Consider the following 13,969-nt stretch of genomic DNA (forward strand, 5'->3'; position numbering starts at 1 on the left):
GCGCGGCCGCGCCACCACCCCACCGTGAGTGCGGCGGACGCGTGGGTCCTAGGCACAAGGCCTAGGATGACGGTGAGGGGGAAGCTGAGAGGGGCCCTATCAGGCGTCCCGCGTCGCCCCGACCCTTTGCGCCAGCGACGCCGCCATGAACTGGTCAAGGTCGCCGTCCAGCACGCCGTCGGTGTCGCTGGTTTCGACGTTGGTGCGCAGGTCCTTGACCATCTGGTAGGGCTGCAGGACGTAACTGCGGATCTGGTGGCCCCAGCCGATGTCGGTCTTCTGGTCTTCCAGGGCCTGGGCGGCGGCTTCGCGCTTCTGCAGTTCCTGCTCGTAGAGCCGGGCGCGCAGCATCTTCCAGGCTTCCTCGCGGTTCTGGTGCTGGCTGCGGCCGGCCTGGCAGGCCACGGCGATGCCGGTCGGGATGTGCGTCAGGCGCACGGCCGAGTCGGTCTTGTTGATGTGCTGACCGCCGGCCCCGCTGGCCCGGTAGGTGTCGGTGCGCACGTCGGCCGGGTTGATCTCGATCTCGATGGTGTCGTCGACGACCGGATAGACCCAGGCCGAGGCGAAGGATGTGTGGCGCTTGGCGGCGGCGTCATAGGGGCTGATGCGGACCAGGCGGTGGACGCCGCCCTCGGTCTTCAGCCAGCCATAGGCGTTGGGGCCGCTGACCTGCAGGGTGGCCGACTTGATGCCGACGCTCTCGCCGGAGGTCTCTTCGATCAGATCGACCTTGTAGCCGTGCTGCGTGGCCCAGCGGCTGTACATGCGCAGCAGCATGTTGGCCCAGTCGCAGGATTCGGTGCCGCCGGCCCCGGAGTTGATCTCGACATAGGCGTCGTTGCCGTCGGCTTCGCCCGACAGCAGGGCTTCCAGCTGAGCGCGGTCGGAGCGTTCGCGCAGGGCCTTCAGCTGGGCGCGGGCCTCCTCGAGAGCGCCCTCGTCCGCTTCCATGTCGGCCAGTTCGGCGTAGTCGACGGCGTCGGCCAGCTCTGTCTCGAGGGCGCGGACGGTGGCGATCTTGCCGGCCAGCGCCTGGCGTTCGCGCATCAGGGCCTGGGCCTCTGCCGGCCGGTCCCACAGGGTGGGATCCTCCGAACGGGCGTCCAGTTCATCCAGGCGTCTTAGGGCTGGATCCCAGTCAAAGTCGCCTCCTGAGCAGGCTGATCGCCTGCTCGATGTCGGCCTTGGCGGCCTCGACATCCGGTCTCATGAAAAACTCCAGTCGTCACGTCGCAGCCCATATGGGGCGCGGAGGGCGGGCTTACAGGGGCTCGCGGTTCAATACAATCCGCTGAGGTCGTCCGGCACCTTCGGCTTGGGCGGCGGCTTCTGTTCCGGCGGCGGGGCGGCGGTCGGCGGGCGGAAGGCGTCGTCGTAGGGGATGGGGCCCAGCGGCTTGGAACCGCCCAGCCCCGGGCCGCCGACGTTGCCGCGCGGCTCGGTGCCCGGCCGGAAGGCCTCGCGGATGCCGCCGACCATGGCGAACTTGGCCTCCTTGGGCGGCTTGAACTCGGTGGGCGGCACGTCCTTGAGGGCCGTCTTCATGAAGTCGATGAAGATCGGCAGGGAGGCGACGCCGCCGACCTCGCCGTCGCCGAGGCTGCGGTTGTCGTCGAAGCCGACGAACACCCCGACCACGATCTGCGGCGTGTAGCCGACGAACCAGGCCGAGCGGTACTCGTTGGTGGTGCCCGTCTTGCCGGCCACCGGCCGGCCCAGCACCCGCGCCTGGGTGGCGGTGCCGCGCTGGACCACGCCTTCCAGCATGGAGGTGATCTGGTAGGCGGTGACCGGGTCGATGACCTGGCGGCCGCCGGGGGCGATGCGCGGGCTCTCGTCGCCGTTGAAGCCGGCGTTGCAGCGCGGGCAGTCGCGCTTGTCGGCGCGGAACAGGATCTTGCCCTCGCGGTCCTCGATGACCTCGATGAGGTGCGGGTCGATGCGGCGGCCGCCATTGGCGAAGGAGGCGTAGGCGCCGGTGATCTTCAGCGGGGTGGTCTCCCCCGCCCCCAGCGCCATGGCCAGCACCGGCGCCATGTCGTCGGTGACGCCCATGCGGACGGCCAGGTCGCTGACCTTGCGCATGCCCACGCCCTGGGCCAGGCGCACGGTCATGGCGTTGCGCGACAACTCCAGGCCCCGGCGCAGCGGCATCGAGCCATAGTACTTCTTGTTGTAGTTCTCCGGCGTCCAGTCCTCGCCGTTGACCGCCCCTTTCAGGGTGATCTGGGCGTCGGTGACCATGCTGGCCGGAGTGAAGTCGCCTTCCAGGGCGGCGGCGTAGACGAACGGCTTGATGGCCGAACCCGGCTGGCGCATCGCCTGGGTGGCGCGGTTGAAGTTGGACAGCGAGAAACTGTAGCCGCCGACCATGGCCAGCACCCGGCCGCTGTTGGGCTCGATGGCGACCAGGGCGCCGTTGACCAGCGGCACCTGCTTGAGGCGGTAGACGCCGGCCGCCTTCTCGTCCGGCTCGACGAACACCAGGTCGCCGACGGCCAGGCCCTTGCCGGCCCGGGCCCAGGCGATGTCCTCGGCCGCCAGCGGGCCGGGGCCATAGTCCTTGGCCGGGCGCACGCGAACGGCGCCCTCGACACTCTCGACGACGGCGGCCCGCCAGTTACGGCGCTCGGACGGCGGGGTCTTCTTCAGGGCGGCGGCTTCCCAGCCGGCGGCCGGGTTGGTCGTGCCCCAGGCCCCCCGCCAGCCGTGGCGGCGGTCGTAGGCTTCCAGCCCGTTCATCAGGGCCACCCGCGCCGCCGTCTGGAGGTTCGAGTCCAGCGTCGTGCGCATGTAGTAGCCGCCCTCGGTCAGGCGCTCTCCCATGGTCCCCAGGCCCCGGCGGCGGACCTCTTCAACGAAATAGTCGGCGTCCTTGTACTTGGCGCGGCTGGGGGCCGACTGGACGACCAGGTCCTCCTTCATCGCCGCCTCGGCCTCGGCCCGGCTGACCCAGCCGAGCTCGGCCATCTGGCCGAGGATCCAGTTGCGGCGCGCCATGGCGTTGGCCTTCTGGCGGATCGGATGGTAGTTGTCCGGTCCCTTGGGCACGGCGGCCAGATAGGCCATCTCGGCCAGGGTCAGATTGTCCAGCGACTTGCCGAAATAGTTGTAGGCGGCGGCGGCGACGCCGTAGCTGCGGTAACCCAGCCAGATTTCGTTCAGATAGAGCTCGAGGATGTGGTCCTTGGTCAGCGTCTGTTCCAGGCGCCGGGCCAGGATGGCTTCCTTCAGCTTGCGGCCGAGGGTGGCGTCGCTGGTCAGGAGGACGTTCTTGGCCACCTGCTGGGTGATGGTCGAGCCGCCTTCGAGCCGCCGGCCCCGCACGACATTGACGACATTGCGCAGCATGGCCCGTCCCAGACCCTGCACGTCGACGCCGCTGTGGTGGAAGAAGTTGCGGTCCTCGGCGGCCATGAAGGCCTGGACCAGGCGCGGCGGCATCTGGTCGTAAGGCACGAAGATGCGCCGCTCTTTCGAGAACTCGCCGATCAGGGTGCCGTCCCAGCCGTAGACCCGCGTCGCGGTCGGCGGACGATAGTCGACCAGGTCGCCGGCGTCAGGCATGTCGTGGAACAGGACGGCCGCGTAGATGGCGATGGCGAAGCCGGCCACGGCGATGACGCTGAGCACGCCAATGCCCAAAACGGCGACCCACCGCTCCGGTGGGTTGAACACCGGCCACACGCCCCGGGATTTCTTGTCCGACATGGGATTCCCTCTAGCGCGCCAGAGGGACGGCGCCAATGCGGCTTAGGGGACTGGTTGTTCGCCGCGCCGGTGCGGCCGGTTTGTAGCCGCGGTCAGACGAACAACCTGTCCCCGACAGGCCCGGGACGGCGGGCTTTCCGTAGATGGCGGCGGGGCAGTCGCTGGCGGCGGCCTGTCGGGGACAGGTTGTCCGTCAAACGCCGGCGTGCATCTGGCTAAACGCGGGCGCGGACAACCAGTCCCCTAGCGAGAAGCGATCTTCATGTCGCGCGAGAACCACCGGTCGATGGCGTCGCCGATGCTGTTGACCAGGCGCGTACGGCTGGCGGCCGAGGTCAGGCGGGCCTCGTCGGAGGGGCTGGTGATGAAGCCCATTTCCAGCAAGACGGCCGGCACATCGGGGGCAAGCAGGACCATCAGGTTGCCCTCACGATGGCTGCGGCGCAGCATCGGAGTGACGTCGGAGATGTCGCTGACCAGCATCTCGGCGAAGGCGGCTGAGCGGTTCTTGGTAGCGCGCTGCGACAGATCGATCAAAATCTGGCCGACGCCGCGGTCGCCGCCGGTCAGGGTGCTGTTCATCAGCCAGTCGTCCTTGGACAGCACCTTGCCGACCCGCCGCTCGCCCTTTTCCGACAGGGTGTAGACCGAGGCGCCACTGGTCGATTCGGGACCGGAGTCGGCGTGCAACGAAATGAACAGGTCGGCGTCGGCGCGACGGGCGATCTGAACCCGCCCTTCCGGCGTGACGTAGAAATCCGAGTCCCGGGTCATGATGACCGTATAGCGGCCAGTCTTCTCCAACCGGGCCTTAAGGGCCTTGGCGGCGGCCAGGGTGACCTGCTTTTCGTGGACATTGGCGCCGATGGCGCCCGGGTCATGACCGCCGTGGCCGGCGTCGATGACGATGACCTTGCGGCCCGAGGGACGGTCCGCCCGGATCACCGTCGGAATGCGCCGGGCGGCCTGCTCGACAGGCAGCGACTGGGCGGGACCCAGCCCCCTAGCGTCGCGGGCGTCGCGCAGCGAGTTCGCGCCGCCGGTGGCTCGCAGATCGATGACATAGCGGTAGTGGTCGACGCCGTCGCCGGGCGGCAGCAGGAAGCGCCGCGCGACCTTGGCCTGCTGGGCCAGCTCGATGTTGATGCGGGCCCCGCCGCCCTGGGAATTGACGGTCCAGCGGCGCACGACGCCCTGCCCCGCCCCCTTGAGGTCGGCCCCGACGCCCACCTTCGGGAAGGCGACGACGACGGTGTTGTCGATGGCGCCGTCGGAGATCAGCTTGCCGGACACCGAACGGTCGAGGTCGATGACCAGCCGGGTCTCGGCCGTGTCGCCGCCCAGCCGCACCTTGAGGATGCCGGCGGCCATGCCGGAAGCTTGCGCAAACGCGCCCGCGCCAAGGCCGACGACGATCAGACCGCCGGCGATCAACGCCGCCGTCCAACGCTTGCCGACCTTACCCGCGACCCCGCGCATTCTTACGCCCCGCACACTCGCCAATCCGACGATCAGACCCACTATGGGCTGGCGGAGATGGAGAAGGGGTTAAGGATGGTTAGGAAATTGGCCGAGCTCCTCGATTTGAGGCCATCGATCCGAACCAACCGGACTCGGCCCGCGTTAGCAGCCCGGGACATTCCGAAAGACCTGCTGACGCATGAACGAGCGCAACGCCGGGACGCCTGTCCCGCCCCCTCCTCACCCGACCGATCGCTGGAGCGCCATCGCCGCCGAGGGCCGGGCCGGTCTTGGCCAGCTGGCGCACAGCCGCTGGAGCCCCTACGCCGTCATAGCCCTCAGCCTGCTGGTCCTGTTCTTCACCTACCTGACTTGGTCGCTGCCGCTGGGCCGGGCGCTGGAGCCGTTCCAGACCCCGACCCTGGTGCTGGTCACGGCGGATGGCAAGCCGTTCGCGCGGCGGGGGTTCTACAAGGAGGCGCCGGTCGAGGTCGACAAGCTGCCGAAGTATGTACCGGGGGCCTTCATCGCCATCGAGGACCGGCGGTTCACCAGCCACTGGGGCATCGATCCCTGGGCCATCGGACGGGCCGCAGCCGCCAACGCCAAGAACGGCCGGGTGCGCCAGGGCGGCTCGACCATCACCCAGCAGCTGGCCAAGAACGCCTTCCTGTCGAATGAGCGCAGCCTGAAGCGCAAGGCGCAGGAGGCGATCATCGCCCTCTATCTGGAGGCGCGGCTGTCGAAGGCGGAGATCCTCTCGCGCTACATGTCGAGCGTCTATTTCGGCGACGGCGTCTATGGCCTGCGGGCGGCGGCGCGGAACTATTTCGACAAGGCGCCCGAGGACCTGACGGTTGGCGAGGCGGCGATGCTGGCCGGGGTCGTCAAGGCCCCGACCCGGCTGGCGCCGACCACCGACTTCAAGGCCGCCAAGGCGCGGGCCGGCCTGGTGCTGGCCGAGATGGTCGATATGAAGCTGGTCGCCGCCGACGAGGCGGCCAAGGCCCTGAAATCCGTGAAACTGAAGGGGGCGCGGTCGAAACTGCCGGACGGCTCCTATTTCGCAGACTGGATCGCGCCGCAGGTGCGCCAGACCTTCGGCCGCGGCTATGGCGAGGTCACCGTCTGGACCACCCTCGATTCCCAGATGCAGATCCAGGCCCAGCGAGCGGTGCGCAATGGCCTGAAGAGCGGCAAGGGCCGGCGGGTCGGCCAGGCGGCGCTGGTGGCCATGCGCACCGACGGCCGCATCGTCGCCCTGGTCGGCGGCGCGGACTACAAGAAGAGCCAGTTCGACCGCGCCACCCAGGCCATGCGCCAGCCCGGCTCAGCCTTCAAGCCGTTCGTCTACCTGGCGGCGATCCGCCAGGGCTTTGGCCCGGATAGCCTGGTGCTCGACGCGCCGGTGAAGATCGGAAACTGGAGCCCGCAGAACTACGAGGGCAGCTACGCCGGCGGCGAGATCACCCTGGCCCAGGCCTTCGCCCGGTCGTCGAATGTCGCCTCCGCCCGGCTGGTGCAGCAGATCGGTCCTTCGCGGGTGATCCGCGTCGCCCGCGACCTGGGCGTCACCTCCGACCTGCCCAACGACGCCAGCATCGCGCTGGGCACCGGCGAGATGACCCTGCTGGAGCTGACCAGCGCCTACGCCGGCATCGCAGCGGGCCAGGCGCCGGTGAAGCCGCACGGCCTGCTGGCCCAGGCGCCGACCGGGCCGGCGCGGCAGCTGGGTCGCAGTGAGCGCCAGGCCATGCTGCAGCTGATGCGCGGCGTCGTCGAGTACGGCACCGGCACGGCGGCCAACATCAACCCCGGCGTCTACGGCAAGACCGGCACCAGCCAGGACTACCGCGACGCCTGGTTCATCGGCTTCGCCGGCGACCTGGTGGTCGGGGTCTGGGTCGGCAACGACGACAACACCCCGATGAAGGGCGTCACCGGCGGCAACATCCCGGCCCAGATCTGGCGCGACTTCATGGGCTACGCCATGCGCCGCCCGGACTTCCCGCGGGCGACCGAGGTGATCGAGCAGCCGCTGATGGACTTCGATGTGGCGCAGTTGGATACACCGGCCGAACTCATCATCCAGGGGCCGGACGGGGCACTGCTCGACGAAGCCGGCATACCGTTCGAAGATCCGCAGCCGCTCTCCCCGGAGGACGATCCGCGCGGCCCGGCGCCTGACGCCAATCGCGAGCCGGACTACGGCCAGGGGCCGGACCCCCGCTACGCCGATCCGCGGGACGAACCGCGAGACGGCGACCTCCGGCCGGCGGACGACCCGCCGGACCGGGGACCAGAGGGTCCGGGATTCTGAAGGCCTGACAACGTCGCCATTGACGCTTTGCTAACCAAGAACCGGTGGACTGACCCTGGCGCGTTCTGCGCGCCGGACAGGGGACGTTGGTCTTGGCCATCCATCGCTTCAGGCGGGCTCGCCGCGCCCCTGTCGCGCCGGTCCTGCTTGCGGCCCTGGCGGTGCTGGCGGTTGCGGCGTTCGTGGGCATGCAGCCCCGCCCGGCGCCGGATACCCCGCCCGCAGCGACACTCTCCACCGTGACCCATATCGTCGATGGCGACACCGTCGATGTCCGCATGGACGGCGAGATCGTTCGCGTGCGGCTGGCCGAGATCGACGCGCCGGAGTCCAACCAGGCCTGGGGGCAGCGGTCCGAGGCGGTCCTGGCCAGACTGACCCTCAACAAGCCGGTCCGCATCGAACGCCGGGGCCGCGACCGCTACGGCCGGCTGATCGGCCGGCTGTATGTCGGCGAGGTGGATGTCAGCGCCGCCATGGTCGAGGAGGGCTGCGCCTGGGCCTATCGCCGCTACCTGACCGATCCCGCCATGCTGGCCCTGGAGAAGGCGGCGCGAAACAACAGGACCGGGCTTTGGGCCCAAAACGCCAGCGAGATCGTCGCGCCCTGGGACTGGCGCCAGGGCGGCGAGGCCGCGGCGCCGGCCGGCGTGGGCTTCGTCGATTCGAGCCCCCCGACCGCCGCCTTCCAGTGCGGCTCCGCCCGGACCTGCGGTCAGATGAGCAGCTGTGAGGAGGCGACCTTCCACCTGCGCCAATGCGGCCTGACCCGCCTCGACGGGAACAAGGACGGCGTGCCCTGCGAGAGCCTCTGCCGACCGGGCGGCTAAGGCTCCGCACCACCGCCCTTCCCTTTGCCCGCCACATCAGGCTAATGTCCCGCTCGCGCGCCGCACCCCGCAACCGACGGGGTCGCTCCGTGCAACGCACAGGCAGGCGTCCGGCCTGGTCGGAGGAAGCTCCGGCACAAGGACGCCGACTACATCCGCATCCTGAGCGCCGCACTGGCGCACCCAGGAACAACAGAGACCTTTCATGGGCCGCGCGCACGCCCCCCAACATTGTCCGCTTACAGCCGCCCCCACCGGGGCCGGACTGGGCGACGTGCTGCGCGCCACAACCACAGACCGGCGGCTGCGCCTTGAGCGCGCCCCCGGCCGAAAAGAGACATTCGATGACAAAAAAGATGCTCATCGACGCCGCACACGCCGAAGAAACGCGTGTCGTCGTCATGGATGGAAGCCGGATTGAAGAATTCGACTTCGAAAGCCAAAGCCGTAAACAGCTCCGCGGGAACATCTACCTCGCGAAAGTGACCCGGGTCGAACCCAGCCTGCAGGCCGCCTTCATCGAGTATGGCGGCAACCGGCACGGGTTCCTGGCTTTCAACGAAATCCACCCCGACTACTACCAGATCCCGCTGGCCGACCGCGAGGCGCTGACCCGCGAGCTGGCCGAGGACGACGACGAGCCGGCGCCGCCCAAGCGTGACCGCGGCCGTGGCCGTTCGCGCAGCAAGCCGGCGGCCCGTGAAGCCGATCCGCAGATCGAAGCCTCCGAAGACGGCGAAGAGGCGCAGGCCTCGGACGACAACGGCCACGACGAGTCGCACGGCCACGACGACCACAACAGCGACGATCACGATCACCCCGAGACCGTCAGCTCCTCGTCCGCCTCGGACGACGATGACGACGACATGGAAGAAGAGGTCGAGCGCCGCCGTCGCCGCCTCATGCGCAAGTACAAGATCCAGGACGTTATCCGTCGCCGGCAGATCATGCTGGTCCAGGTCGTCAAGGAAGAGCGCGGCAACAAGGGCGCGGCCCTGACCACCTACCTGTCGCTGGCCGGCCGTTACGGCGTGCTGATGCCCAACACCGACCGGGGCGGCGGCATTTCGCGCAAGATCGTCTCGGCGACCGACCGCAAGCGCCTGAAGACCGTCGTCCAGGGCCTGGGCGTTCCCAAGGGCCTGGGCCTCATCGTCCGCACGGCCGGCGCCAAGCGCACCAAGGCCGAGATCAAGCGCGACTACGAATACCTGATGCGGCTGTGGGAAAACATCCGCGACACCACCCTGAACTCCGTGGCCCCCGCCCTCATCTATGAGGAAGAGGACCTGGTGAAGCGGGCGATCCGCGACCTGTTCGACAAGGACATCGACAGCGTCCAGGTCGAGGGCGAAGCCGGCTACAAGGAAGCCCGCGACTTCATGCGGATGATCATGCCGGCCCAGGCCAAGAAGGTCGTGGCCTACCGTGAGCCGACGCCGCTGTTCGTGGCCCACCGCATCGAAAACCAGCTTTCGCAGATCTACACCCCGGTCGTGCCGCTGCGTTCGGGCGGCTATCTGGTGATCAACCAGACCGAGGCGCTGGTCGCCATCGACGTCAACTCCGGCAAGGCGACGCGCGAGCGCAACATCGAGGCGACCGCGCTGAAGACCAACATGGAGGCGGCCGAGGAGGCCTGCCGCCAGCTGCGTCTGCGCGATCTGGCCGGGCTGATCGTCATCGATTTCATCGATATGGAGGAGTCGAAGAACAACCGCGCCGTCGAGAAGGTCCTGAAGGACAATCTGAAAGACGACCGCGCCCGCGTGCAGATGGGCCGCATCAGCTCCTTCGGCCTGATGGAAATCAGCCGCCAGCGTCGCCGCACCGGCGTGCTGGAAGGCACCACCCACGTCTGCCCGCACTGTGAAGGCGTCGGCCGGGTTCGCTCGGTCGAGTCGAGCGCCCTGTCGGCCCTGCGCGCCGTGGAGATGGAAGCCCTGCGCGGCGGCGGCGAGCTGACCCTCAAGGTCCCGGCCGCCGTGGCCCTGTATATCCTCAACGAGAAGCGCGCCCACCTGGCCCGCATCCACCACGTCCACCACCTGTACGTCACCATCCAGGTCGATGACGCCTTGGCCCATGCCGAGCATGAGCTGGAGCGCACGGCCCTGGGCGAGCACAGCCTGCACGCCCTGGACACCTCGGTGCTGGCCCTGCCGAGCCAGGCCCTGGTCGATGACGACGACGACTTCGTGCCGCCGGACGACGAGGAAGACGACGAAGAGATCATCGCCGATGACGATGACGAGGTCTCCGAGGACCGCCCGGCCCGCCGTGAGGGCGCCGAGCGTGAGCCGCGCCGTGACGACGACAGCCGCGATGGCCGCCGCCGCCGCCGCCGCCGTGGCGGTCGCCGCGACGAAGAGGGCGATGAGCGCCCGGCCGCTGCCGCTGACGCCGCCGTGGGCGACGCGGAGGACGGCGAGGTCGACCCCGAAGCCGGTGGCGACGACGAGTTCGACAAGGACGGGCGCCGCCGGCGCCGCGGCCGTCGCGGCGGTCGCCGCAGCCGCGAGGAAGATCGTCCCAAGGACGGCTTCGCCTGGGCCCGCCCGCGCGTGCCGTTCGGCGACGATCCCTTCCAATGGCACGATCCGGCCACCCTCGAGGGCGGCGGCATGCTGGCCGTCCGCGATCCCGACCATGCGCCGGCCCGTCCGGTGCTGGTCGAGGGCGACGAAGGTCCGACCGCCGAGCGTGGCGAGCGACCTGAACGCGGCGAGCGCGATCGTGGCGAACGCGGCGGCCGTGGCCGTCGTCGTGGCCGCGACCGTGATCGTGGCCCCCGTGAGCCTCGCGACGAGGTCGCGGCCGAGGCTGTCGAAGCCGCCTTGCCGGCGGAAGAGGCTGCGCCGACCCTCGCTATGATCGATCCGCCGATCTCCACCCTGGAAGCCGGCGCGCCGTTCACCGACGAGGTCTGGGTCGAGCTGCCCGCCGAGGAACCGGCCAAGAAGCCGCGCAAGAGCCGCGCCAAGGCCAAGAAGGTCGACGAGGAGGCCCCGGCCGCCCCGGAAGCCGTCGAAGCCGCGCCCGAGCCGGTCGCCGAGGCCCCTGCCCCTGCGCCGGAACCTGCGCCTGAGCCTGAGCCGGCTCCGGTCGTGGTCGCTGCTCCGGAGCCCGCTTCGGCCCCGGAACCGGTCGTCCCGGCTGAGCCCGATCCGAACGAAATCACCGCTCCGCCGGAAAAACCCAAAAAGGGTTGGTGGCGCCGGTGATCAACCCGCACTAGTCTTGCTGATGCGCGGGGGCGCAAACGGAGTAACCTGACCTGATGAGCTCCCGCGCTTTCTCATCCTGGCGGCCGCTTCGGGCGGCCATCGCCGGCCTGACGGCGGCCAGCCTGGTGCTGACCGCCGGCTTGCCGGCCTTCGCCCAGGACGATCGGGTGTCGCTGCTGCGCGACACCGAGATCGAGGAAATCCTCCACGCCGAGGCCGATCCGCTGATCGCCGCGGCCGGGCTGACGCCCAAGGATGTCACCATCCTGCTGGTCGGCGACAAGACGCTGAACGCCTTCGCCACCCAGGGCCAGATGCTCGGCTTCAACACCGGCCTGATCCTGGAGACCGAGAACCCCAACCAGCTGAAGGGCGTCATGGCCCACGAGGTCGGCCACCTGGCCGGCGCTCACCCGCTGCGCTCGGGCGACATGCAGAACGCCGGCCTGCGGCCGATGCTGCTGACCATGGGCCTTGGCGTGCTGGCCATGCTAGCCGGGGCGCCGGACGCCGGCGCCATGCTGATCGGCAACTCCGGCTACTTCGGCACCCTGGGCATGCTCGGCTACAGCCGCGAGCAGGAAGGCCGCGCCGACCAGGCGGGCCTGGGCTTCCTCGAGAAGAGCGGCCAGTCCGGCAAGGGCCTGGTCGAGTTCTTCGACAAGTTCCGCTACCAGGAAGTCTTCCAGGAAGCCCGCCGCTTCCCCTACTTCCGCAGCCACCCGCTGTCCTCGGACCGCATCGAACTGCTGCGCACCAAGGTCGAGGCCCAGCCGCACTTCGCCGTCGTCGACACGCCGGCCGAGATCGAGCGGCATGACATCATGAAGGCCAAGATCATCGGCTTCACCCAGCCGCAGGCCGCCCTGATCAAGTACGCCGAGACCGACAAGAGCTATCCGGCCCGCTATGCCCGGGCCATCGCCTATTACCGCCTCAAGGACGTCAACCGCGCCGTCGGCATGGTCGACGCCCTGCTGACCGAGCAGCCCGAGAACGCCTATCTGTGGGAGCTCAAGGGCCAGATGCTGTTCGAGTTCGCCCGCGCCAAGGAGGCCGAATATCCGCAGCGCCAGTCGGTGAAGTTCAAGCCGGACGCGCCGCTGCTGCGCATCAACCTGGGCCAGACGCTGATCAACCTGGACGACCCGGTGAAGCGCGACGAGGGCATCGACATGCTCAAGCGATCCTTGCTGCACGAGGACATCCCGGATGCCTGGCGTCTGCTGGCCCAGGCCTATGACGCCAAGGGCGAAGAGGGCTTGGCCCGGCTGTCGACGGCGGAATACTACTACGCCCTGGGCGGGCTGAACGAGGCGCGCGGTTTCGCCATGCGGGCCCGCGACCTGCTCGACAAGGACAGCGTCGGCTGGCGCCGCGCCACCGACATCGTCCTGACCGCCAACCCCAGCCGCGAGGACCTCAAGGACCTCGCCAAGGAAGGCGTCATGGCCCACCCGTAAGGGCGGGCCTCCGCTGAAAAGACCCAAGAGACACACATGCGCCGCTCGACGATCCCGCTTGTCATCACCCTGGCCGCCACGGTCGGGCTAAACGCTTGCGAGAAGAAGACCGATTCCACCAAGGTCGATCCGAACGCCATCGCCGCGGCCCAGAACGTCAAGGTCGACAAGGACTTCGGCGACAAGGTGCGGGCTTACATCCTGCAGCACCCCGAGATCCTGATCGAGGCGCAGCAGGCGTTGCAGCTGAAGGCCATGGCCGAGGAAGACCAGGCCATCGAGAAACAGTTCGGCGGCCACAAGGTGCAGCTGCAGCGTGACAAACGGGACTTCGTGATCAACCCGAAGGGCAAGATCACCGTGGTGCAGATGTTCGACTACAATTGCAGCTACTGCAAAATCATCGCTCCCGAGATCGCCCAGCTGGCGCGCGACAACCCCGATGTGCGGTTCGTCTTCAAGGACTACACGCTGGGCAACTTCGGCCCGACCTCGGAGTACGCGGCGGCGGCGGCGCGGGCGCTCAGCCAGAAGGGGCTGTTCGCCGACAGCCACTTCGAGATGATGGCCCACCGGCCGCTGACCGACGAGCAGGTTGACGACCTCTTGACCCGCAACGGCATCGCCCCGGCCTCGGTGCGGGCCCTGGAGCAGACGCCGGAGCAGCGCCAGTACCTGACCGACGTGCGCCAGCTGGCCAAGGACATGGGCATCAACGGCACCCCAGCCTTCTTCGTCGAGGGCGACTTCATCAGCGGGGCGCAGCCTGAGCTGCTGAAAGCGGCCATCGCCAAGGCGAAGACGGGGAAATAGGGGCGACCTCCATCCCCACCGATCATGCTCGCGAAGGCGAGCATCCAACATGCAGCGGTGCGCGGCAGACGGCTAAGCAGCGCGCACGCTGTTGCGGCACAGGGCCAAGCAATCCACGCATGGATGCTCGCCTTCGCGAGC

8 protein-coding genes are annotated in these 13,969 nt (G+C 68.9%); 5 read left to right on the forward strand and 3 right to left on the reverse strand.

Annotated features, from left to right (window positions below; genetic code table 11):
• Nucleotides 1-99: 99 nt before the first annotated feature.
• From prfB to AC1RSK_RS06055, 3 genes are all read right to left on the reverse strand, one after another.
• Nucleotides 100-1,213, reverse strand: a protein-coding gene (prfB, locus tag AC1RSK_RS06045; protein WP_492906486.1) for a peptide chain release factor 2 whose coding sequence is annotated in 2 segments (ribosomal slippage) — nt 100-1,143 and nt 1,145-1,213 — 1,113 coding nt in all. Because the reading frame shifts where the segments join, the coding sequence is not laid out codon by codon here.
• Between the two features lie 68 nt (nt 1,214-1,281).
• Nucleotides 1,282-3,714 (reverse strand): penicillin-binding protein 1A, encoded by a 2,433-nt coding sequence (locus tag AC1RSK_RS06050; protein WP_492906488.1) that lies wholly within the window; start codon nt 3,712-3,714, stop codon nt 1,282-1,284.
• Between the two features lie 243 nt (nt 3,715-3,957).
• Entirely contained in the window at nt 3,958-5,193 is a 1,236-nt protein-coding gene (locus AC1RSK_RS06055; protein ID WP_492906490.1) for an N-acetylmuramoyl-L-alanine amidase family protein, read from the reverse strand.
• Nucleotides 5,194-5,374: 181 nt separating this feature from the next.
• On the opposite strand from AC1RSK_RS06055, the gene AC1RSK_RS06060 reads away from it, so the two are divergent.
• The 5 genes from AC1RSK_RS06060 (at nt 5,375) to AC1RSK_RS06080 (ending at nt 13,828) form a co-directional block, all read left to right on the forward strand.
• Entirely contained in the window at nt 5,375-7,495 is a 2,121-nt protein-coding gene (locus AC1RSK_RS06060) for a transglycosylase domain-containing protein (RefSeq protein ID WP_492906491.1), read from the forward strand.
• A 92-nt stretch (nt 7,496-7,587) separates the two neighbouring features.
• Nucleotides 7,588-8,325 carry a thermonuclease family protein gene (locus tag AC1RSK_RS06065; protein ID WP_492906493.1) on the forward strand — a complete coding sequence of 246 codons (738 nt, stop codon included), beginning with the start codon at nt 7,588-7,590 and terminating at the stop codon, nt 8,323-8,325.
• A 344-nt stretch (nt 8,326-8,669) separates the two neighbouring features.
• Entirely contained in the window at nt 8,670-11,549 is a 2,880-nt protein-coding gene (locus tag AC1RSK_RS06070; RefSeq protein ID WP_492906494.1) for an Rne/Rng family ribonuclease, read from the forward strand.
• Between the two features lie 56 nt (nt 11,550-11,605).
• Nucleotides 11,606-13,015: a M48 family metalloprotease gene (locus AC1RSK_RS06075; RefSeq protein WP_492906496.1), complete on the forward strand. Its 1,410-nt coding sequence runs from the start codon at nt 11,606-11,608 to the stop codon at nt 13,013-13,015.
• A 36-nt stretch (nt 13,016-13,051) separates the two neighbouring features.
• Nucleotides 13,052-13,828, forward strand: a complete 777-nt coding sequence (locus tag AC1RSK_RS06080) for a DsbA family protein (RefSeq protein WP_492906498.1) — start codon at nt 13,052-13,054, stop codon at nt 13,826-13,828.
• The last annotated feature ends 141 nt before the right edge of the window (nt 13,829-13,969 follow it).

The organism is Caulobacter sp. GW821-FHT11A05 (genome assembly GCF_058809015.1).